This is a genomic window from Paenibacillus praedii (assembly GCF_049725345.1).
Classification (GTDB): domain Bacteria; phylum Bacillota; class Bacilli; order Paenibacillales; family Paenibacillaceae; genus Pristimantibacillus.
The window spans coordinates 42,717-65,003 of record NZ_JBMWAM010000024.1 but is presented as its reverse complement, the minus strand read 5'-3'; the positions used below and the strand labels follow the sequence as shown (position 1 = coordinate 65,003).

General features: G+C 50.0%; 24 protein-coding genes. 22 read left to right on the top strand and 2 right to left on the bottom strand.

From position 1 onward, the window contains the following. Window positions 1-48: 48 nt before the first annotated feature. The 12 genes from ACO9K6_RS18285 to ACO9K6_RS18230 all read left to right on the top strand — a co-directional run bounded on the left by ACO9K6_RS18285 (window position 49) and on the right by ACO9K6_RS18230 (window position 10,865). The gene (locus tag ACO9K6_RS18285) at window positions 49-1,005 is read left to right on the top strand and encodes an AAA family ATPase (RefSeq protein WP_424768990.1); all 957 of its coding nucleotides are present in this window, start codon (window positions 49-51) and stop codon (window positions 1,003-1,005) included. Further along, entirely contained in the window at window positions 995-2,260 is a 1,266-nt protein-coding gene (locus ACO9K6_RS18280; protein ID WP_424768989.1) for a DUF58 domain-containing protein, read from the top strand. Before ACO9K6_RS18285 ends, ACO9K6_RS18280 begins: the two co-directional genes overlap by 11 nt. Further along, entirely contained in the window at window positions 2,257-4,509 is a 2,253-nt protein-coding gene (locus ACO9K6_RS18275) for a DUF4129 domain-containing transglutaminase family protein (RefSeq protein WP_424768988.1), read from the top strand. Before ACO9K6_RS18280 ends, ACO9K6_RS18275 begins: the two co-directional genes overlap by 4 nt. Window positions 4,510-4,708: 199 nt before the next feature. After that, a complete protein-coding gene (locus ACO9K6_RS18270; RefSeq protein WP_424768987.1) occupies window positions 4,709-5,233 on the top strand; it encodes a YqeG family HAD IIIA-type phosphatase in 525 nt (174 codons plus the stop codon). Then, complete coding sequence (yqeH, locus tag ACO9K6_RS18265; RefSeq protein ID WP_424768986.1) at window positions 5,233-6,351, top strand: ribosome biogenesis GTPase YqeH; 1,119 nt, start codon at window positions 5,233-5,235, stop codon at window positions 6,349-6,351. Before ACO9K6_RS18270 ends, yqeH begins: the two co-directional genes overlap by 1 nt. 27 nt (window positions 6,352-6,378) lie before the next feature. Further along, entirely contained in the window at window positions 6,379-7,248 is an 870-nt protein-coding gene (aroE, locus tag ACO9K6_RS18260; RefSeq protein ID WP_424768985.1) for a shikimate dehydrogenase, read from the top strand. 64 nt (window positions 7,249-7,312) lie between these two features. Next, the gene (yhbY, locus tag ACO9K6_RS18255) at window positions 7,313-7,618 is read left to right on the top strand and encodes a ribosome assembly RNA-binding protein YhbY (RefSeq protein WP_424768984.1); all 306 of its coding nucleotides are present in this window, start codon (window positions 7,313-7,315) and stop codon (window positions 7,616-7,618) included. A 23-nt stretch (window positions 7,619-7,641) separates the two neighbouring features. Then, window positions 7,642-8,244 carry a nicotinate-nucleotide adenylyltransferase gene (gene nadD, locus ACO9K6_RS18250; RefSeq protein WP_424768983.1) on the top strand — a complete coding sequence of 201 codons (603 nt, stop codon included), beginning with the start codon at window positions 7,642-7,644 and terminating at the stop codon, window positions 8,242-8,244. Beyond that, on the top strand, window positions 8,222-8,776 hold the full coding sequence (gene yqeK / locus ACO9K6_RS18245) for a bis(5'-nucleosyl)-tetraphosphatase (symmetrical) YqeK (protein ID WP_424768982.1): 555 nt from the start codon (window positions 8,222-8,224) through the stop codon (window positions 8,774-8,776). Before nadD ends, yqeK begins: the two co-directional genes overlap by 23 nt. 21 nt (window positions 8,777-8,797) lie before the next feature. Beyond that, a complete protein-coding gene (gene rsfS, locus ACO9K6_RS18240; RefSeq protein ID WP_424768981.1) occupies window positions 8,798-9,145 on the top strand; it encodes a ribosome silencing factor in 348 nt (115 codons plus the stop codon). After that, window positions 9,142-10,101 (top strand): CvfB family protein, encoded by a 960-nt coding sequence (locus tag ACO9K6_RS18235; protein ID WP_424768980.1) that lies wholly within the window; start codon window positions 9,142-9,144, stop codon window positions 10,099-10,101. The genes rsfS and ACO9K6_RS18235 overlap by 4 nt, the downstream gene beginning before the upstream one ends. Then, the gene (locus ACO9K6_RS18230; protein WP_424768979.1) at window positions 10,098-10,865 is read left to right on the top strand and encodes a class I SAM-dependent DNA methyltransferase; all 768 of its coding nucleotides are present in this window, start codon (window positions 10,098-10,100) and stop codon (window positions 10,863-10,865) included. The genes ACO9K6_RS18235 and ACO9K6_RS18230 overlap by 4 nt, the downstream gene beginning before the upstream one ends. Window positions 10,866-11,055: 190 nt before the next feature. On the opposite strand, the gene ACO9K6_RS18225 is transcribed toward ACO9K6_RS18230, so the two are convergent. Beyond that, entirely contained in the window at window positions 11,056-11,277 is a 222-nt protein-coding gene (locus ACO9K6_RS18225) for a hypothetical protein (RefSeq protein WP_424768978.1), read from the bottom strand. 287 nt (window positions 11,278-11,564) lie between these two features. Between ACO9K6_RS18225 and nrdI the strand changes: the two genes are divergently transcribed. From nrdI to ACO9K6_RS18185, 8 genes are all read left to right on the top strand, one after another. After that, entirely contained in the window at window positions 11,565-11,924 is a 360-nt protein-coding gene (gene nrdI / locus ACO9K6_RS18220; protein WP_424768977.1) for a class Ib ribonucleoside-diphosphate reductase assembly flavoprotein NrdI, read from the top strand. Then, window positions 11,911-13,995 (top strand): class 1b ribonucleoside-diphosphate reductase subunit alpha, encoded by a 2,085-nt coding sequence (nrdE, locus tag ACO9K6_RS18215; protein WP_424768976.1) that lies wholly within the window; start codon window positions 11,911-11,913, stop codon window positions 13,993-13,995. The genes nrdI and nrdE overlap by 14 nt, the downstream gene beginning before the upstream one ends. 46 nt (window positions 13,996-14,041) lie before the next feature. After that, window positions 14,042-14,998: a class 1b ribonucleoside-diphosphate reductase subunit beta gene (nrdF, locus tag ACO9K6_RS18210; protein ID WP_424768975.1), complete on the top strand. Its 957-nt coding sequence runs from the start codon at window positions 14,042-14,044 to the stop codon at window positions 14,996-14,998. A 111-nt stretch (window positions 14,999-15,109) separates the two neighbouring features. Then, window positions 15,110-15,448, top strand: coding sequence for a hypothetical protein (locus tag ACO9K6_RS18205; protein WP_424768974.1), 339 nt, complete (start codon window positions 15,110-15,112; stop codon window positions 15,446-15,448). Window positions 15,449-15,576: 128 nt separating this feature from the next. Next, a complete protein-coding gene (hprK, locus tag ACO9K6_RS18200; RefSeq protein ID WP_424768973.1) occupies window positions 15,577-16,485 on the top strand; it encodes an HPr(Ser) kinase/phosphatase in 909 nt (302 codons plus the stop codon). 84 nt (window positions 16,486-16,569) lie between these two features. Next, window positions 16,570-17,025, top strand: coding sequence for a GyrI-like domain-containing protein (locus ACO9K6_RS18195; protein WP_424768972.1), 456 nt, complete (start codon window positions 16,570-16,572; stop codon window positions 17,023-17,025). A gap of 86 nt (window positions 17,026-17,111) precedes the next feature. Then, complete coding sequence (locus tag ACO9K6_RS18190; RefSeq protein ID WP_424768971.1) at window positions 17,112-17,591, top strand: hypothetical protein; 480 nt, start codon at window positions 17,112-17,114, stop codon at window positions 17,589-17,591. After that, window positions 17,591-18,382, top strand: a complete 792-nt coding sequence (locus tag ACO9K6_RS18185; protein ID WP_424768970.1) for a PhzF family phenazine biosynthesis protein — start codon at window positions 17,591-17,593, stop codon at window positions 18,380-18,382. Before ACO9K6_RS18190 ends, ACO9K6_RS18185 begins: the two co-directional genes overlap by 1 nt. Window positions 18,383-18,492: 110 nt before the next feature. Here the strand turns inward: ACO9K6_RS18185 and ACO9K6_RS18180 are convergent, their stop codons facing one another. Next, window positions 18,493-19,665 (bottom strand): GGDEF domain-containing protein, encoded by a 1,173-nt coding sequence (locus ACO9K6_RS18180; RefSeq protein WP_424768969.1) that lies wholly within the window; start codon window positions 19,663-19,665, stop codon window positions 18,493-18,495. 124 nt (window positions 19,666-19,789) lie between these two features. On the opposite strand from ACO9K6_RS18180, the gene ACO9K6_RS18175 reads away from it, so the two are divergent. Together ACO9K6_RS18175 and ACO9K6_RS18170 are read left to right on the top strand one after the other, a co-directional pair. Continuing rightward, window positions 19,790-20,917 (top strand): glycosyltransferase family 4 protein, encoded by a 1,128-nt coding sequence (locus ACO9K6_RS18175; protein ID WP_424768968.1) that lies wholly within the window; start codon window positions 19,790-19,792, stop codon window positions 20,915-20,917. Between the two features lie 40 nt (window positions 20,918-20,957). Beyond that, the gene (locus ACO9K6_RS18170) at window positions 20,958-22,241 is read left to right on the top strand and encodes a metallophosphoesterase family protein (protein WP_424768967.1); all 1,284 of its coding nucleotides are present in this window, start codon (window positions 20,958-20,960) and stop codon (window positions 22,239-22,241) included. The last annotated feature ends 46 nt before the right edge of the window (window positions 22,242-22,287 follow it).

The following is a 22,287-nucleotide window of genomic DNA, read 5'->3' as shown; positions in this document are numbered from 1 at the left end:
TAATGGGGCAATTGTAGTTATTCAACGTTAATTTCAGGAGGTAATGGAATGGATATTCGTCCTGCGGACATGCAATTATGTGCTAATATTCTACGAAATCTAGAAAGCTGTATACTTGGCAAACAGGAAGAAATCCAAAGATTGTTAATCGCTGTTATCGCTGGCGGACACGTGCTGCTCGAGGATGTTCCTGGAACGGGCAAGACGCAATTGGTGAAAGCGCTGGCAAAATCGATAGGCGGACAGTTCCGCCGTATTCAATGCAACCCTGACCTTCTTCCGACTGATATTACAGGCGTATCTATATACCATCCCAAGCAGGAAACTTTTATTTTTCGACCAGGGCCGGTAATGGCTAATATATTGCTAGCTGACGAGATTAATAGAGCGACGACAAAGACGCAATCGGCTTTGCTTGAAGCGATGGAGGAGGGACATGTCACAGTTGATGGCGACACTTACGAGCTGCCAAGACCGTTCGTTCTGTTAGCAACGCAGAACCCGATCGAATTTGAAGGTACTTATACGCTGCCGGAAGCGCAGTTGGACCGATTTATGATGAAGCTGTCGCTCGGCTATCCGAACGAAGCGGATGAGCATCGGATGGTGCTGTCCAATGAAGGCGTGCATCCTTCCGATCGTATTGAACCTATGATTCATATATCCGATATGGTACATATTCAGGATCAGGTTCTGAAGGTGCATATCGATGAGGCCGTCGGTAAATATTTGGTTAGCGTGATCCGCGGAACAAGGGAGCATGCGAGCGTCATGCTTGGCGCGAGTCCGCGTGCGGCTCTCTCGCTGGCTAGAGCTGCGAAAGCAAGCGCGTATATACAGCAGCGCCAGTTCGTAACGCCTGATGATGTGAAGGCGCTGGCTCCTTACGTGCTTTCGCACAGATTGCTGCTTAGGACCGAAGCGAGAATGAACGGCCAGCGAACAGAGGACATCATTCATCAGGTGATTGAGTCTACGAAAGTGCCGGTTCGGCTTGAGCGATAATCAGATGCAGGCGATCAACAATACTAAGCTGCGCTGGCAGCTCGTCGCCGTTATCTATATAACAAGCCTTTTTTACTTTTTATTTCAAGGCGGTAAGACCGCTTCTATGCTATTTATCATCCTAAATTTACTGCTGATCTATCTGGTGCTTGGAAGGTGGAGCGGGATTAACATGGTTAGCGGAAACAGGGTATATGCAAGCCATTCCGCGTCCGCGCATGATCAATCCTTATCGGCGGGCAGCTCGCTCGAAGTAAGCCTTAACGTTCGCGTACCCGGCTATTATCCGCTTCCCTATGTCATCGTCAGGGACAGACTGCAGCGTCATAACGGACAGAAGCTCGCATTCGAGACGTCCTTCGTGCCCAATTGGAAGCGCAGCGGCCAAGTTGTTTATCAAACACCCCCGCTGCAGAGGGGAGAATACCGCTTCTACCATACAGAATGTATTACGTACGATGTGTTCGGCCTGTTTGCGCACTCAGGGCAATTCGGCTCCGAGACGGTATTTAGCGTTCTGCCGCAAACGGTGCCGCTAAGACAATGGCACGGCGTTCAACGGGGGATCCGGGGCCCTTATTCCCATGCGATTGCCTCTCGCTCAGCGAAGGAGACTACGCAGATTAATGGCGTGCGCGAGTATTTGTATGGCGATCGCCTGTCTCGCGTCCATTGGAACGCGACAGCTAAGACAGGGGAATGGAAATCAAAGGCATTTGAGCGCGAATCTCTTCCGCGTACGCTCGTTATTCTTGATCGGGATCGTCGCGGCTATGGCGACGAATTAACGGCGCGGTTCGAGCTGGCTGTATCCGCTGCAGCTTCACTGCTTGAGAATGGTTTGAAGGAGGATACCGCAATGGGACTGCTCTCCATCGGAGAGAGCATGACCCTGTTTGCGCCGAAGTCAGGAATGGAACAGCGCAATCTGCTGATGAAGCACTTAACCTATGTAGATGCAGATGCCACGCGGCCGCTTTATGCTTCGCTGCAGCTGGCGGATACGATGCTGGAGCCAGGCTGCTTTGCAATTGTTATTACACCGGATACAGGTGCTGACGTGTTACGAAGTATGGAATGGCTTGCCCGTAAGGGAATTACTCCGTGTATGCTTCATATTTCATCAGCGACGGATAAGCGAAGTAATCCTGCTTCATCATGGAAGCATGTGATGCGTGAGCGCGGCTGGCCTGTATTTGAAATACGCCAGCTGCATGAGCTGCCTGTCGTACTGGAAGGGGGCGGGATCGCATGAAGCATGCTTTAAGAAGCATTGTTGCTCACATCTCCGCGGCATGGTACGAGAAGCTGGTATTCATTTTCATCGCAATTGTCTTATGGAACACAGTTGCTATCTTTGAAGGCTTCTGGTGGGAAGAGACCTATTCCATCGTTTTTTTCACGCTCCTGGCTGCTGCTGCTATCGATGTGCTGCTGCCGGTGCGTTTGCGGTTTTTCAAGCTGCTTCTTCAGCTGTCAGCCACCATTTTTATTACGACTCAGTTTGCGAGAATGGACTGGATTGTAGGACGGCCTGAGCGCTGGCAGGAGTGGGTGTGGTGGCTGCAGGCCCACATCGTGCAGTTGAATCCTTTTATTTGGATCAGCTTAGCCATGTTCCTGCTTTATGTGTTGTTTGGTATTTGGACGACGACACGCACGCGAATGTTCGGCTTGATCGGAGTAAGTATTCTCGTCCTTACGGTTGTCGATTCCTTCACGCCGATATGGTTATGGGATGAAGTCGGCATGGTCGTCTTTGTTGGCCTCCTTTGGCTTGTTGTCAGTCATTTATTCAAGCTTCAAAAGGAGCATCCGAGAAGCTGGAAGGAGCTTATTGAATATCCGGTTCAATTAATATTGCCCATTGCGCTCGTCTTGTCCGTCTTAATGATTGTAGGCTTAAATATGCCGTCGTTTTCTCCTATTTTGCAGGATCCTTATACACTTTGGAAGGAATCCAGAGGCGAGAAGGTAGAGGTCTTTCTTGGCGATAAGGGAACAGATGCAATTTCCCCCGGCAACGGCGCCAGTGCAAGCTCAGGCTACAGCAGAAGCGACGAGGCGCTGGGGGGCGGTTTTGAATACGATTATTCGCCGATGATGACGGTTGCGACCGACCAGCGAAGCTATTGGCGAGGCGAATCAAAAGCATTATATACAGGTGAAGGCTGGATGGATGTTTCACAAAATGTAGAAGCAGGCTCTGTCACAGCTGTTCAGAAGGGTGCTGATCTGCCAAGCATAGAACCGCCTCCTGCAGCGGGAACGATTGAGGTGAATCAAATCGTTACCATGGTCCGCGATGATGTATACCCGGTATTGTTCGCGGCAGCGCCAGTGTCTAGAGTGAATTGGATAGAAGACGAGGACACGAATTTACCACGCGGATTTACGTGGGCTTCGGGTTCTTGGGAGCTTAGGCTGCCGAGTCAATCAAATCGCAGCAGCTATCCCGGAATTTATTCTGTAACCTCCTCGGTAGCGGTGCTGGATGAGGATGCATTAAGGGAAACGAGCGCTGGCTGGTCCGATAGATCGGATGCTGCGCGGAATGACTATTACTTGCAGCTGCCAACCAGTTTGCCGGACAGAGTGATCCAATTGGCAAACCAGGTAACTGCTGAGGGCACGAATGATTACGACAAAGCCAGATTGCTGGAATCTTACCTTAGTCTGAATTACAAATATAATAACAAGCCGGACCTGAGCAAGCTGACTGGTGAAAGTACAGATTTCGTGGATCAATTTTTGTTTGAGCTCGAGGAGGGCTACTGCGATTATTTCTCGACCTCGATGGCTGTCATGGCTCGCAGCTTAGGTATGCCAGCGCGGTGGGTGAAGGGCTTTGCTCCTGGCGTGCTGCCGGTCAGCGCTTACGGGCCTCCCGGCGACTTCATGGACGCAGACATTAATCCGAGCGGTGCGGGAACGTATACGGTACGCAATTCAGACGCTCATTCCTGGGTCGAAATTTACTTTGAGGGTTTTGGATGGATTCCGTTTGAAGCGACAGCGGGTTTCTCGTTCCCTTATTCTCTGGCTGAAGAGGAAGTTGAACCATTGTCTGAGACCGAAACGGATCCGGCAGAGGCTGCCACTCCCGTAGAAACAACAGAAAAGTCCACTGCGCAGTTGTGGACCTGGATTTTCGTATCATTAATCGTTGTTACAGGGGCAATATGGCTTTATATCCGTCGTGAGCGGGTCATCACCTCTTGGCTCAAGCTTAGGCATGGATCTTATACTGCTAATGATCGTATCGTTATTGAAACGAATAAGCTGCTGCGCGTATGCAAGAAACGCGGGATGGAACGGAAGGAGCATGAGACGCTGCGTGAAGCGGTTATGCGATGGTCGCAAAGCCAGAAGCGGCTGAGAGATGACTTTCATGCGGTGCTAGATGGTTTCGAGCAAGCGAAATACAGTCCTGTCCGGGCTACTGCAGAAGAAGCTGATCGGTTTGTTATGAAGGTCCGTTCTTTAATCGACCAGCTTCGATGATGTCGCATCTTCTATTCGTCGAATAATGAGCAATCGGAGCTTTTAGCGACATCGCATTGCTAACTCATTCGACATTATCCGGCCGCAACGAACAAATACCGCCTGCATGCAAGCTGTGGGCGGTATTTTTTTGCAACAAATTTGGTTTGTATGGTATAGTTTCGTAAGATAGCAGGCAGAAAGCAGAGGGATATCTATTATGTTTGAACGGCTCTTGCCGCATATGCGTGTAAATACGGTATACGAAATAAATTTGGATGAGCTGCATGCGCGTGGCGTTCGCGGCATCATTACGGATTTGGATAATACGTTAGTCGGTGCGAGGGAGGCGTTAGCGACGCCGGAATTGGTGCAGTGGCTTGATTATGTTCGCTCGCGCGGATTTCGGGTTGTTATCGTCTCTAATAATAATGAGACACGTGTAGGTAAGTTTGCTTCGCCGCTAAATATTCCATATATTCATGCCGCGCGCAAGCCAGCAGGCAAATCGTTTCGTAAGGGGCTTCAAGTATTGGGACTAAAAGCGGAGGACACGGTGGTTATTGGCGATCAGATGCTGACGGATGTGCTTGGCGGTAATCGAATGGGGCTGTATACCATTCTCGTCACACCGATTGCACCAGCTGATGAAGGTATTATGACACGGGTGAATCGACGCATTGAACGATTTGCTTTAAGTCGATTAAGGAAAAAAGGGTTATGGTATGAGGGGGAAACAAAGTGATGGAACAACAGCTAGGTCAGGCATCATGCGCAGGCTGCGGTGTTCAGCTGCAATCGGAGAATCAGGAGCAGCCTGGATACTTGCCGGTAGCGGCAGCTGGTCGTGAGCCGGTTATTTGCCAGCGGTGCTTCCGCATACGCAACTATAATGAAGCTTCATCCGTGGCAGTCGACCAGGATGAATTTTTAAAACTGCTAGGAAGCATTGGGAGTACAGAAAGTCTTGTCGTTCATATCGTCGACCTGTATGATTTTGAAGGCAGCCTGATATCAGGTTTGCAGCGCTTTGTCGGCAGCAATCCCGTGCTGCTTGTCGTGAACAAAATTGACCTGCTGCCAAAGGCGATGAATGTCAATCGGATTCGGAACTGGGTCCAGCAGCAAGCGAAGGCGGAAGGCCTGCGTACGGTTGATGTTGTGCTGTGCAGCGCGAAACGGAATATAGGCTTCGACCATGTCATTGAGGCGCTGGAGAAGTATCGGAATGGACGCGACGTTTATGTGGTAGGCGCGACCAATGTCGGCAAATCAACCTTAATCAATCGTCTAATACGCGATTACAGTGATATGGAGCGAGAGCTTACGACCTCCCGCTATCCAGGCACGACGCTAGATGCGGTACATATTCCGCTTGAGGACGGCAAGGCGATTATTGATACGCCAGGTATTGTCTACGAATCCCGAATGACGGAAATTGTTCCGCGCAGTTTTCTCGGCTCCTTGCTGCCGGACAAGCCCATCAAGCCGCTCGTCTATCAGCTGAACTCGGGGCAGACGCTTTTTATCGGCAGCCTGGTACGATTTGATTTTGTCGAGGGTGACCGTCAATCCTTTACCTTCTATATATCTAATGCGCTTAATGTTCATCGTACAAAGCTTGAACGCGCAGAGGAGCTTTATGCCGATCATCGCGGTCAACTGCTTGGCGGACCAACGCTTGAGGAGCTGGAGAGCATTCCTGCGTGGACGAGACATTCGCTTCGCGTCAAGCGCGGCTTGAGCAAGGATGTGTTCATTTCGGGTCTCGGATGGATTCAAGTTAACGGAACTGCCGGCGCGTTGATTGATATTTATGCTCCAAAGGGCGTTAAGGTCATGCTGCGCGATTCGATGATTTAACTTCGGCTTTGGAAGGGGAAGCAATCTGTGACGAGTATTGATGCGGGAAACCGAATTGATAGCCAGACGACTCTATTTGGTGTAATCGGCAATCCCATTCGGCATTCAAAATCACCAATCATGATGAACCGTGCCTTCCGAGAAACGGGAATCAACGGTATTTATACAGCCTTCCACGTGACGAGCGAGCGTGTAGCTGATTTCGCGGCAGGCGTTAGAGCAATGGGTATTCGCGGCGTTAATGTCACGATTCCCCATAAGCTGGACATTATGTCGGCATTGGACGAGATTGATGCCGGCGCGCAGGCGATCGGCGCTGTTAATACGATTGTAAATGACGATGGACGTCTGATCGGCTATAATACGGACGGCATTGGTTATGTACGCTCATTGAAGGAAGAGGCGGAGCCGGTGCTTGCGGGCAAAAAAATCGTTGTTATCGGCGCAGGCGGTGCGGCCAGAGGCATCGTCTATGCGCTCAGTGCCGAGAAGCCTGCGCAGATTACAATTGCCAATCGCTCTGTAGAACGTGCCAAGGAGCTAGCGGCTGGTCTTCGCCATTTGGCAGACATTGAAGCTGTAGCGAGCGAGCAGCTGCAAGCAGCGTGTCAACAGGCGGACATCGTTATAAATACGACCTCCATCGGTATGTTTCCGAACGTGGAGGCAGTGCCAGTCGATGCGGCATGGCTGAAGCCGGGCGCAGTTGCAAGCGATCTAATATACAACCCGCTCAAGACCATGTTCTTGCAGCAGGCCGAGCAGCGCGGCTGTCGAATTCACGGTGGTCTAGGCATGTTCATTTATCAGGGCGCCTACGCCTTCGAATATTGGACAGGACAGCCGGCCCCTGTCGCAGCGATGCGAGAGACAGTACTCGCCGCTCTGGAAAGCTAATAATCGGCAAATTAAAAGATATACTATTCAATAGAACAATCGAGATGAAAGAAGGAACAACAGCATGCTTACCGGTAAACAAAAAAGATATTTAAGATCATTAGCTCACCACTTGACGCCAATCTTCCAGGTAGGGAAAGGCGGCACCAATGATCACCTGATCCGTCATATCGAAGAGGCTATCGAGACACGCGAGCTTATTAAGCTATCCGTTCTCAACAACTGCCTTGACGATCCGAAGGAAATCGGAGCAGAGGTTGCGGCAGCATCGGGCGCAGAGCTCGTCCAGGTGATTGGCAAAACGATCGTCCTTTACAAAGAATCCAAGGATAACAAACAAATAGAGCTTCCGAAGGCTGCTCGAAATTAGGTTATTAATGGAGGAGTGAGAGTGTGGGCAAGGTTGGCATCATGGGCGGCACCTTCGACCCGATCCATATCGGTCATTTGATTGCAGCCGAAGCCGCGCGGGAGCAGTGCGGTTTGGAGGAGGTGTGGTTCATTCCGTCCTATGGTCCTCCGCTCAAAGCGAATGAACCAGGCGCCAGTGGAGAGAGGCGCTTTGAAATGGTATGCGGAGCGATCGAGAGCAACCCGGCGTTCCGTGCGTTGGACATTGAATTACAGCGCGGCGGTGTCAGCTATTCGTATGATACCGTGTTGGAGCTGAAGCGCAGCTCCCCTGATACTTCATTTGCTTATATTATCGGATCTGACCGCATAAATGATCTGTCCGAGTGGTATCGAATTGAAGAATTAGCGCAGCATATAACTTTCATCGGCTTAGAGAGGCCTACCGACCCGGTATTGTTGGAAGAACTGCCCAGCTTTTTGAAGGACAGGATCAGTTTAATAACAATGCCGGCAATTGAAATCTCTTCAACGGTCATTAGAAGCCGGGTAAATGCGGGGCAATCCGTACAATATCTAGTGCCGGATATCGTGCTTACCTATATGAGGAGGTACAAGCTGTATGAATCGGGAGCAAATGATTGACAAGGTGAAGGCAGAGATGCCGGAACGAAGGTGGCTTCATACGCAGGGCGTGATGGACACCTCGATTATATTAGCTGAGCGGTTCGGCGAGGATCCGGCTCGCGCTGAGCTTGCCGCTATTTTGCATGACGTATCCAAGTATTGGGCAACGGAACGGATGGCTGAAATGATTCGAGAAAAAGGCTTGCCGTCCGAGCTGCTGTTATACGATAAAGAGCTGTGGCATGCGCCTGTTGGTGCTTGGATTGCCGAGCATGAATATGGCGTGAAGGATTACGAGGTGCTTGATGCTATACGCTATCACACGTCGGGCCGGCGAGGCATGACGAAGCTGGAGAAAATTGTATGCTTGGCTGACTACATGGAGCCTGGCCGACAATTTCCGGGTGTGGACAACATACGTCTGCTTAGCGAGCAGCATTTGGATCAGGCATTGCTTGCGGGCTTTAATTCTACGATCTCCTTCTTATTGGAGAAGGGAAAACGTATTTTTCCGCTAACGATTGAAGCGCGAAACGCGCTATTAGAATAGGATAAATCAGGAGGCTGAGCTATGGTAGTACATTCGGATGAATTGCTTCAAATAACGGTCGCGGCAGCGGAGGACAAAAAAGCGGTGCGCGTCGTTGCTCTAAATTTAAAAGAGATCTCACTGGTCGCGGATTATTTTGTCATTTGCAGCGGGAACTCGGATACGCAGGTGCAGGCGATTGCGACTGAGGTCCGCAAGCAAGCGGAGAAAAACGGTACACGTGTCCGTGGTATAGAAGGCATGGATACAGCTCGCTGGGTATTGATTGATCTAGGCGATGTTATCGTACATGTTTTCCATCGCGATGAACGTGATTATTATAATATCGAGAGGCTATGGTCCGATGCGAAGGTTGTGGAATTCGCATGAGCTTCGTAGCTGGCACGACTCAAACGTTAAGGGTGGCACGCGAGGTGTCGCCCTACGGTTATTTTTTGAGTGATGGGGAATCGGATGTGCTGATGCACTATACCGAGCTGGTCGGCTCTAAGCCGAAGATCGATGATGAGGTCGAAGCCTTTATTTTTTATGACTCTGAGGACCGATTAGCGGCTACAATGAAGAAGCCGTTCCTGCAGTTGGATGAGCTTGGCCGCTTGAAGGTTGCTGATGTCCATCCTCGGCTTGGCTGCTTTCTGGAAATGGGATTAGGCAGACAACTGCTCCTCCCGCTCTCGGAGCTTCCAGAAAGCGTGGAGTACAGACCGCTTCCTGGCGATGAGGTATTCGTGGTCATGAAGCATGATAAGATCGGCAGACTGGTCGCTAAGCTTGCTTATGAGGAAGAGCTGTCTGAGCTCGTATTCCCTGCACCCGAAAGCTGGAACAATCAGTGGGTCGAAGGGTGGGTATCGAAGACGCTTCAGCTAGGCTCATTTGTCATTATCGATGGGGGAGTTGTAGGCTTCGGCGTATACGGTCTCATACCCAGCGCCGAACGAATCAAGCCGCTTCGGCTCGGCGAACGCGTCCGTGCGCGCGTAACCTTCATTCGCGAGGACGGCAGGGTAAACTTGTCGATGGCACAGCGCAAGGAAGTCGGACGATTAGAGGATGCGGATCGGATTCTTGCTTTTATGAAAGAAAGACCCGGCGGCGGCATGCCTTATTCGGATCAGACGGATGCTGACATTATTAAGCAAAAGTTTGGCATCAGCAAGGGTGCGTTCAAACGTGCGCTGGGAAAGCTGATGAAAGAAGGGCTAGTGACGCAGAAAGAAAGCTGGACCTACTTGGCGCAGCAATCTGCTGACGAGCAATCGGAGCGCTCTTCATCGCAGACAAGAGGTGCAGTCCCGCCTTCTGAAGGAGCTGAGAAGCTATGACCCGTTCCTACGGGCAGTTCGCAACCGTATACGATCAATTGATGGAGGACATGCCATACGCTGATTGGCTTGGGTTTGCAAGGGCGGGCTGGTCTCGCTATGGCATGCCGGCAACGGTTGTCGATCTTGGCTGCGGTACAGGCAGCCTGTCGATTCCGCTTGCCCGTTCTGGCTTCCAGGTGTACGGTATCGATCTATCCTCGGACATGCTGGCCGTAGCGCGGAGCAAGTGGGATGAGACGCCTCAGAAGTTTACCCGGCCTCGTATAGGCTCTATCCGGTGGCTTCAGCAGGACATGCGTGAATGGGAGCTTCAGGAGCCTGTGGACGCCGTTATATCTTTTTGCGACTGCTTGAATTACTTGACGGAGGAAGCGGACATTGAGGCTGCTTTCCAAGCCACATACGCAGGCCTGAAGGACGGCGGCACATTCTTGTTCGATGTACACCCGCCGAAGCAGTTCTTCCGTTATGCAGAGGAGCAGCCATTCGTTCTTAATGAGCGGGATGTCGCCTACATATGGACATGCGACTTTGAGGAGGAGCGGTGTGAAATCGAGCACCAGCTGACAATTTTTGCACGTGATCAGGATGGCAGGTTTAATCGGTTTGAGGAATGCCATATACAGCGCGCGTACGAGCCGGACTGGATCGAGTCGGCGCTGCGCCGCGCCGGCTTCCGCACGGTCGACCGTTTTGCCGATTTCGAGCTGCAGCCAGCGGACAACGACTCGGAGCGATTGTTTTTTGCAGCAGTTAAATAATGCAAGTCAGAGAATAAGCGGCTCCGCCAGCAGGTTGGTTACAGACCTTTTGGCAGAGCCGCTTATTGGTTTGTCGTTTTTTATAAATGATTGTAATATTTTATCAGCACTCTCCAGGTGAATGATAAGTGCTATCAGGATAGCGAAATTTGTAGTTGCATATCACGGAATCCTGTGTCTCGCTTCTTTTTTACTCCCGAAGCGCATCCTTCAAGCGGCTGTTCATTGCGCCGTCAGCAGAGGATTTTCGCACAGCATCGAGTCTTAATTTCTTCACCGTTTGCGATAATTTTATGTTCTCCTGCTCTAATTTATCCACATATGCAAGCAGCTCTGGCGCGGTATATCCGGCATCCTCACACAACTTAACTATCGTTTCTCGTATTTGCTGAGCAGTAGTTTTTACGTCCATATAGGCCTCCGAATTAGCAATAAAATGTCACTATCCCATCATATCCTTATCTGTTAAAATAGTCGAGTGCGTCAAAAAAAAGCTAAAGCATAGATTCATATATTCTCCATTTTACTCATTGACTACTCCTATATCTTGATGTAGAATCAAGGACAGTAACTACATATTGATGTGTAGAGGTGCCTTCAATGATTACCATTGGTAAATCTTGAATAAGCGCAGCTGACGGAAATGCTAGTCAGTAGCGCTTTTTGATTTCTCAATTTTGATAGGGGAGCGAGCGTGCAATGTTAGTCGTCTATGATTCCAAAACAGGCAATGTCAAGCGATTTATTAACAAACTGAATATGCGCGCAGTGCCTATTGATGAGGAACAAGAGGTTGATGAGCCGTTCGTGCTAGTCACATATACGACGGGCTTCGGACAAGTGCCGGAGAAGGTAACTTCGTTTCTGAAAACAAATGCAGGATTGCTTCGCGGCGTGTCCGCAAGCGGCAACCGCAACTGGGGCACAGGATTTGCGAAGAGCGCTGATACGATCTCCCAAATGTACGATGTTCCTGTGATTTTGAAGTTTGAATTATCTGGCACAAGTCAGGATACGCAACATTTTGTCGAAAGGGTGCGAACCATTGAAGCATATTGAATTGAACAACGAATTAATGCAGCGCGGAGCTGACGGATTTTATCAGCTGGATAAAGATAAAGAGGCAGTTGCCGCTTTTATGGAAGAAGTAAACGAGAAGAGTATGAAGTTCAATTCGCTTCGTGAGAAGTTAGACTACTTAATCGAGAACGATTATTACGATAATGTATACGAAAAATATACATTTGAGCAGGTTGAGGCTGTATTCACACTGACCGCTAACAGCAGCTTTGAGTTTCAATCCTATATGGCGGCATCGAAGTTCTATAAGGACTATGCGATGAAGACAAACAACAAAGCGCAATATCTAGAGCAGTACTCGGATCGTGTAGCGATCGTCGCGCTGCAGCTTGGCGAGGGCGATGCGGCAAAAGCGCTCCGGATTGCTGAAGCGATGATTGATCAACGTCTGCAGCCAGCGACGCCAACATTTCTGAACGCAGGCAAAAGTCGCCGCGGCGAAATGGTATCCTGCTTCCTGCTGGAGATGGATGATTCACTGAACTCGATTAACTACGTGCTAGGTACATGCATGCAGCTTTCCAAAATCGGCGGGGGCGTTGCCGTCAACCTGTCGAAGCTTCGCGGACGCGGAGAGCCGATCAAAGGCGTAGAAGGCGCGGCGAAGGGCATTATGCCGGTGCTTAAGCTAATGGAGGATGCATTCTCCTATGCGGATCAAATGGGTCAGCGCAAAGGCTCCGGCGCGGGCTACTACAACATTTTTGGTTGGGACATTATTGAATTCCTGGATTGTAAAAAAATTAACGCCGATGAGAAGTCACGGATCAAAACGCTATCGATCGGACTTATTATTCCTAATAAATTTTACGAGCTTGCTGCTCAGAACAAGCCTCTTTACGTATTCGGACCACATTCCGTTCAGAAAGCCTATGACCAGCATCTTGATGACATGGATATGGACGAGATGTATGAGGAATTGCTGGCTAATGAGAAAGTAACAAAGAAACTAGTCATGAACGCACGCGACATGCTGACAAAAATCGCCTCGATTCAGCTTGAATCCGGCTACCCATACATTATGAACAAGTCGAACGCGAACAGCGTTCATGCTTTGAAGGATATCGGCTCGGTCAAAATGTCCAATCTATGCACGGAGATCTTCCAGCTTCAGGAGACGTCAGAAATTAAAGATTACGGCTTCGATGACGTGATCAGACGTGATATTAGCTGTAACTTGGCTTCGCTTAACATCGTGAATGTGATGGAGAAAAAGAAAGTGAAAGAATCCGTTCATGTTGGTATCGAAGCATTGACGACTGTCAGCGATTTGTCCAATATCGACAACGCTCCAGGCGTACGCAAAGCGAATGAAGAGCTGCACTCCGTCGGTCTCGGCGCTATGAACCTGAATGGCTACTTAGCGAAGAATAAAATTGCTTACGAAAGCGAAGAAGCGAAGGATTTTGCCGGCGTATTCTTTATGATGATGAACTACTATTCGCTTGAGCAAAGCATGGAAATTGCCAAAGAGCGTGGCATTACGTTCAAGGACTTCGACCGTTCCGAGTATGCGAAGGGCACTTACTTCACTCGTTACGTCGAAAATGACTTCCGTCCAAAGACTGACCGTGTGAAACAATTGTTCGAAGGCATGGAAATTCCATCGCCTGAGGATTGGGCAGCATTGAAGGAGAAGGTGCAGAAGCATGGCTTGTACCACGCGTACCGTCTTGCCATTGCACCGACACAAAGTATTTCGTATATTCAAAATGCAACTTCAAGCGTAATGCCGATCGTTGAGCATATTGAGACGCGTACCTACGCGAACTCGACGACGTATTATCCGATGCCTTACTTGTCACAAGATAACTATTTCTATTATAAATCGGCGTACAACATTGATCAGTTCAAGCTGATTGACCTTATTGCCGAAATTCAGCAGCACGTCGATCAAGGTATTTCATCAGTGCTGCATGTAAATAGCAATGTCTCCACTCGTGAGCTAGCGCGCTTCTACGTGTACGCGGCGCAAAAAGGACTCAAATCGCTTTATTACACAAGAACAAAGCGGCTTTCCGTTGAGGAATGCACAAGCTGCGCCGTGTAAGCTTTACGGATAAGAATCATTAAGTAGCAAAAAAGGAGCTCACCTCATGAAAGCAGTGAACTGGAACCGCCCGGACGACGATTTTACACTAACGTTCTGGCAGCAAAACGTAATGCAATTTTGGACAGATGAAGAAATTCCTTTGTCTGACGATAAAATGGATTGGATGGAGATGACGGACGCTGAGCGTTTGCTATACAAAAACGTGCTCGGCGGCCTGACGCTCCTCGATACGATTCAAGGCGGCATCGGCATGCCGAAAATTTTGGAGCATGTGGACGGACTGCAGCGCAAAGCGGTGCTTTCGTTTATGTCGATGATGGAGCAAATCCATGCAAAGTCGTACAGCAGTATCTTCACGACACTTGCATCCGGCGAAGAGATTGACGATATTTTCAAATGGGTTGAGCAGAACGAGCAGCTGCAGAAAAAAGCAAGCTTGATTTCTTCGTGGTACAGCAACATTACAGGTCCGAAAGAGCTGTACAAGGCTATGGCGGCTTCCGTTTTCCTGGAAAGCTACCTGTTCTACAGCGGCTTCTTCTATCCGCTCTACCTGGCTGGACAAGGGAAAATGACGAGCAGCGGCGAAATCATCGACCTTATCCTTCGCGACGAAAGCATTCATGGCCTTTACGTCGGCGTGCTTGCGCAGGAGCTGTTCCAAACGTTCAGCAGCGAGGAGCAGCAGCAGCTTCAAATCGAGGTGTACGCGCTTCTTAACGAGCTGTATGAGAACGAGCTTATTTATACTGATCACCTCTATACGCCGTTGGGCTTGACAGAGGAAGTGAATGCTTATGTCCGTTATAACGCGAACAAAGCGCTTATGAACCTTGGTTTGGAGCCGCACTTCCCAGAAGAGCCGGTTAACCCGATCGTATTCAACGGAATCAGCACGCACACGAAGCAGCATGATTTCTTCTCCAAAAAAGGAAACGGCTATGTACGCACAATCCATGTCGAGCCGTTGAACGATGATGACTTCGTATTTAATTTTTAAGTGAAATCCATATCGAAATACAGCATTTCGCTCTCATCACTGCCTCCTTGGCAGGGTGAGGGCTTTTTTGATGGGTGGCAAGTGTAGAAGAAGATAACCACGAAAAAATAATTGACACGTATATTATGGATGGTTATTCCGGTGCCGCTGATGCCGACATGGCTGCAGAACATTGTAGTCGTACTGCCGTTTCGGTACACGGCGGATTTCCCGTTTCGCGTATATTCCGGCCATATCCCTCAGAATGAAGCGGTGCTAGGAATTGTCATTCAGCTTCCCGTGGAATGGAGCATACCTAAAGCGATTACCCTTCTATTGATGGTGACAAGCGGGATGTTTATTTTTACAGGCCTTTTTATACTTGCTCCGCTCGCTGGCATCGTATTTCTCGTTCCCTGCTTGCTCGTGTGGGGGATCGGAGTTCGTCATTATCGTTCGACGGGGTCTTGAGCAATATGAATAATTGCGAACATTCATTTGTCGAATTGGTTACAACGGCAGGGAATCGCCTTGAAATGTGGAATAATACGTCATACCCATAATCAAAACTCGACAAAGAACGGGAGGGAAGCAGCACAATGAAATCAATTGAAGTGCGAGAGCTGGCAGAGAAGTTTTCATTGGAGGTGCTGGCGGGAGCGGACAAGCTGGACCGGAAAATCAGCAAAGCGCGCGCATATCGTCCAGGGCTTGAATTTGTCGGCTATTTTGACTTTTTTCCGCAGGAGCATGTGCAGGTGCTTGGCAAGAAAGAGATTAACTATTTGCATACGTTGACGGAAGCGGAGCGCAATCATCATATCGGAAATATTGTAAAATATCACCCGCCCTGCTTTGTGGTCACAGCCGATCAGGAAGGGTTGAAATATTTGACCAAATATTGCGACCAGGAAGGCATTCCGCTGCTGCGTACGAAGGTGCTTACCGCGCCCTTTCTAGGTATGCTGGATGCTTATCTGCTCAAAACGCTGGCGCCTGAAATTTCGGTTCACGGCGTCTGCTTGAACGTATCGGGAATAGGCATTCTGCTGCGCGGCAAATCGGGCATTGGCAAAAGCGAAACCGCGCATACGCTGATCAGACGCGGCCATCGGCTCGTCGCGGACGACATTGTCGTGCTGAAGAAGCTGAGCGCTCAAACGCTCCTCGGCAGCCATAATGAGAAAACAAAGGAATTTCTTGCTCTGCGAAGCGTTGGGCTTGTCAATGTCGTACGCCTATACGGGAGAAAAGCATTCCAGGACGAAACACGCATCGTGCTTGATATCGAGCTGACCAAGTGGCGGGACAACGAGCTTAACAATGAGCTGGAGCTTGAGCAGAAGTTCACGGAATATATGGATGTGAAAATCCCGCATATTGAAATTCAGCTTCAGCCGGGCAGAGATGTAGCCGGCCTTATTGAAGCAGCAGCAAACAATTGGTATTTAAAGCAGCAGGGCTACAGCGCAGCGGAGGAGTTCATCAAGCGACTGGAGTTTGAGTAGCAAACGAATTGGAAACATGGTACACTATGGGCAGTAAGCTCATCCTAGCGTACAAGTCCTGATAGACTCGAAGGAGGAAATCGCGTGGAAAACTGCTCAATCGTAACAAAGCCTGCTCTCCATTTGGCTGGAATAAGCTATTGCGGCCCATATTCAACCTTTCCAGACGAAGCGATTCGGCTGCAAACCGAGTTTATGACACGGAAGCATGAGCTGGACGATGCTGTCAAATCTCCGGTGCTTTACAGCCCGTATTTCGGGAATGAAGTATTCGCAACCTACTTGGCTTGCTACGAGGTGCAGCATTTGGAGGAGCTTCCTCCCGGCATGGTGCAATTTACGATTCCGGCGCATCGCTACGCGATGGCGGCCTGCTCGAACAAGCGAATCGGGGAAGGCTACGAGCAGCTTCATGCCTGGATGAACGAGATGGGGCTAGAGAAGCATGAGAATGCGGTATCACTAGAATTATTTTATATTGATGAGCATCATTTGGAGGAAGAGCCGGTTGAGCTCCTTATTCCGCTTAAGGATAAATGATTGATTTCACCATGCATGAACAAACTCCGCAAGGAGTTTTTTTCTTTGGCATGGGCATTGCAAGGTTAGCGACAAGGAGAAGTCCTATGGGAGTTGAGAATATGAAAGCTCAGCAGCTGTCGCGCGGCGAATGGCTTAGGCTTCTTGCTGCCGGTATAACTGCAGGGGGGATAAGCGGAATCGTGCTTGGAGTCACGATGAAGCTGCTGGAGCATTGGAGCGGCAAAGCCGTATATGTTCTGCTGTTGAATGTGGATTTTATAAAATGGCTGCCAGCGCAAATGCCGGAGTGGGTAGAATTTACGCTGCATCTGGCAGTGGCATTGCCGATAGGCATCCTGTACCTCATCCTTTTGTCGTTATGGAGATCTCCTATGGGGCTCAGCATGGGATTAAGCGCAGCAATTACATGCTGTACATGGATCCCGCTTACGCAGCTGTCGGAGCGTACCCCATCTGTTACGGATATTGAGGCCTTGCTATGGTGGATAGCCGGACATCTTGTATATGGTTTCGTATTGGCACGATTCGGAAAATGGTGGTTAAAGAGAGGAGCAGCGGTGTAATGAGTTATCCGTTATATATGGTAGATGCATTTACGAATAAACGCTTCAAAGGCAATCCCGCGGCGGTATGTTTGCTAGAGGAGTCACAGCCTGAGGGCTGGCTTCAGCAAGTAGCTTCGGAAATGAATTTGTCTGAAACTGCGTTTGTTGTGCCGTCAAAGGACGGCTATGCTTTGCGCTGGTTTACGCCGGAGGCGGAGGTTGACCTATGCGGGCATGCCACGCTGGCCGCTGCTCATATATTGTGGGAAACGGGCCGACTGGACAAAAGTGAGACAGCACGCTTCATGACGCGCAGCGGTCTTCTGACCGCCTCGGCTGCAGGTGACTGGATTACGATGGATTTTCCGGATGAAGCGCCTGAAGCGGCCGTCGCGCCCGAGGAGCTGGTGCAGAGCTTAGGACTGATTCCGAGGTATACCGGACGCAATCGGATGGATTACCTTGTCGAAGTGGACAGCGAGGAGACGCTTCGCACGCTGCGTCCGGACTTTTCGATGCTGGCACGGCTGGGAGGCCGAGGAGTCATTGTGACCTGTCGTTCGGCCGATACGGAATATGACTTCCTGTCACGCGCCTTTTTCCCGGCGGTTGGCATTGACGAGGACCCTGTTACAGGCTCGGCGCATTGCGCGTTGGCGCCATATTGGGCGAAGCGTCTTCGCAAAACCGAGCTTGTAGGCTATCAAGCTTCAAAGCGAGGCGGCATTGTCAAAGTGAAGCCGGAGGGTGATCGCGTCTATCTTTCTGGACAAGCCGTGACCGTAGTTCATGGTGTACTGACGCAGTAGGCATATTGGAGAGAAACGCCTGGCGAGCAGATGGATAGGCTCGCCAGGCGTTTTTTTTATGCAATGATACCCTCACCCGAGAGGACAGCTCCCTGCTGCTCGCTTGGATTCTACTGCAAGGATTTCTTCAAAGCGGTTGGCAGCTTAAACTTTGTAACTTTGTTTTTGCCTGTCGTCTTCGAATGGTACATCGCTTCGTCGGCTTGATTAATCATTTCCTGCACAGTGCTGCTTTCCTTTGAGGTGCTGTAGCCGACACTAATGGTGACCATCGTCTCCTGCTCGACCCGCCGCCGAATCGATTCGGCAACAAGCTCAGGCTTCACACCCTCCGTGCTTATGCAAGCAAGCAGCTCTTCCCCGCCATAGCGACCCGCAGAGCCAATGCTGCTTGACTCCTCTTTGATAATGTCCGCCACCTGCTTCAGCAAGACATCCGCTTTGTTATGTCCATGGGTATCATTTATTCGCTTGAAATTGTCAATATCGCAAAATATGACGGCCATCGGCTTATTGCTGCTTAGCAGCTGCTCTGCCTTCATCGCAAAATGACGACGGTTATAGAGTCCGGTCAGCCCATCTGCGATAGAGGATTGATAGGTGGATATTAATCGCTCGATGACCCATTCAAAGAGTAGAATAAAAAGCAGCGTGAAATAAACAATCGGCAATACGTATTGCAGCAGCACAAGCCACGGCAGCGAGCCGTGAAAAGCATAAACGTCTGCAAGCCGGGCTAGGTCATTTGTGAAAAAGACGACAAGGCTCATATAATATTTGGAATTCATTTCGGCACCTTTCGTTCCCAGCAGGATCATGAAAATGACGATTAATCCGTAGAAATCCAGTACAGGAAACGTTAAGCTACCGACACTCCGCGCAGTCTCTTCGGCAAACGGTGCGGCAGCCCATTGTATGCCTGCGATAACGAATGCCGTCAAAATCATGAATAGGAAAGGAACGACTTTTAGCTGAGCGGTCCGATGAGTATATAATTTCATGAAAACAAAGTTTATAATGATAAAAGAGACGATTTGCAACACGGTTAAGGATAAATAAAGCCACGGGGAGTTTGTCAGCCCTGGAACCGAAAGAGCGGCAAGCAGTCCTTGCTTAACGAGCATAAGCGATATCGTCGTAATGAGTAAGCGATAAATCTGTTTGTTGCGATAGCTGACATACAGCCGGACCGACATCATGAGCATCATGATAAGGATGACGATTACAGCCGATGAAGAGAATAGCTGGCCGTTAGGTCCCGCAAGCCATTGCGTAATTGTCATGAATGAACCACCGTTGCATTAGGATTACGTTCTGCAGCTTTACAGAAACATATGTTCTAATATATCATGTTTTACGGTAGACGAATAGCTTTTGCTTATGTATTACGTTGAAGGGATGGACCGAATGAATATTTTACAAGCATTATTTTTTCCTCCGGAGCAGCCGGGTGGGGTATCCTCGATGGTCCCATACATTCAAGATCGATTTATTAAGCTAGGCTGGCAAATGGAGCTGTTCTCGCTGCCTAAGCGCGTCAGGAGCAAGGGACAGGAGGAGGTCGTATTCGAGACCTTCGATTCTAGTGAATATATTGGAAACGCAATGATAGACAAGTATTTACAAACCTACCGGGACTATATCTGGTGGACAAAGCTGAGACTCAAAAAACGGTACGATATTATTCATGCGCATCATCCGATCGCCGCGCTTGCTATGAAGGAGCTATACCCGGATACGCCGCTCATGGTTACGATTCACTCGAGCTACGAACGGGAGCTGATTTTGAACGGGAAAATAAAAGAGGGCGGGCAAGAGCATCAGTTTCTGACACGTATTTATGGAGAGCTCGAAGCGAAGGCAGATCTGCTGCTTACGGTTTCGGAATCGTTCCGGTCCTATATCGGCGCATATGTGAAGCATCCTGAGCGCATTAAGGTTATTCCGAACGGCTTTGACGAGAAGCGCTTCAAGCCAATGCCGCATGAGAACGCAGTCACGCAGTTTATTACAGTATGCAGGCTCGTGCCGGCGAAGGGGCTCGATATTCTGCTGAAAGCATGCGCAGAGCTAAAAAAGCAAGGCCATCCATTTGTGCTTCATATCATAGGGGACGGTCCGATTCGCGAGGAGCTTGAGGCGCTCGCAGTCGAGCTTGATTTGTACGATGACATTATTTTTTATGGCTATATGCTGCACCCGGAGGAATTTATGCCGTTCTTCGATGTATTCGTGCTTCCATCGCGGGCGGAGGCTTTCGGATCGGTATTTGCGGAAGCCGCCTTATGCTTGCTGGCGTTGGTCGGTACGAATGTAGGCGGAATCGCAGAGCAAATCGATGACGGCATTAACGGACTGCTTGTCCCGCCGGAGGACCCGATCGCTCTGGCCGCCGCGCTGGAGAAGGTTGTGACCGATCCGGTGTTCCGGTATAACCTGGCGAGATCGGGCTCTGAGAAAGCGAAGAAGGTTTATTCGCTGCAGCGCGTCATTTCGCAGCTTAAGAAGGTGTACCTTCAGATGAAGCCTGAGTAATTAGAATGACTAAATCCAGGTAGGGTTAGGAGAGAGAAAAATGACGGCGCCCTTTCGATTTATCCATGCGGCAGACCTGCATTTGGATAGTCCGTTTCGCGGATTGGCGAAGGCTCCTGAGCAGGTGAGGGAGCAGCTGATGGCGGCAACGATCTCAGCTTTGCGTCAATTGACGGAGACAGCGATACGCGAGCAGGTTGATTTTGTTGTGCTGTCCGGCGATCTGTTCGATGAGGCGGACCGCTCTCTCAAAGCTCAGCTTCAGCTTGTGCGGGAGTGGGAGCGGCTGGAGGAGCAGCGCATAGCCGTATTTGTTATACATGGCAATCATGATCCACTAAACGGCACGCGAGCTGATTTAAAACTGCCAGCGAACGTTCATGTTTTTGGAGCGGAGCAGATGGCGCATCGGCCGGCTTATCGCAGAAGCGGTGAGCTGGCTGCTTTTGTTTATGGCCGATCCTATGGCAGGCGAACGGTAACAGAAAATTGGGCGGCGTCCTATCGCATTCAGCCGGAGGGACCGTTCCATATCGCGCTTCTTCATGCCAATGTAGACGGTGATGGCTCTCACGATCCTTATGCGCCTTGCACGCTGGTTGAGCTTGCTGGAGCTAAAGGCTTTGATTATTGGGCGCTCGGACATATCCATAGCCGCAGAGTGCTGCATGAGTACCCACATGTCGTATACGCCGGCAATACCCAAGGCAGGAACCCGCGTGAAACGGGGGCAAAAGGCTGCTATATCGTCGATGTCACCGCGGCACGGGCCGTGGAGCTCACGTTTGTTCCGCTTGATGCGGTGCGCTGGCTGGACCATAAGCTGGAAATCGATAAGGCTGAAACGGAGCAGGCGCTGCTGCAGCAAATGATTGAGGTGAGCGAGCGTTATGCCGCAGAGGCTGACGGACGTTCGATTATGCTTCGTTTTGAGCTGATTGGGAGAGGACCGCTTCATCAATCGTTGTCGGATAAGGCTGTTGTAAAAACGCTCCTTGAACAGCTGCAGGAGGTGCTGCAGCTTGAGGGAGAGACGTGGATTTATGTACATCGTCTAGAGGTGAATACGAGTGCAATGATTCATTGGCAGGAGCTGACGGCAGAAAACAGCTTTGCAGGCGAGCTTGCGCGGCTAAGCGAGCGACTGGGGCTGGACGATGCAGCTTGGCGTGATTTCGCGAGTGCGGCAGTTGGTCCGATCGCCGCACATGCGAAGCTTGGCAGACTTATGCGGGATGAGCTGAACGAGCTCCCCGTGCGCTGGCTGGAGCAAGCGCGCGAGCTGACACTGGGGTTAATCCATGAGACCGACATGGAGAGTTAATGCTGAAGAAGCGGGCTTGCTCAGCAAAGTTACGGGAGGCGATGAG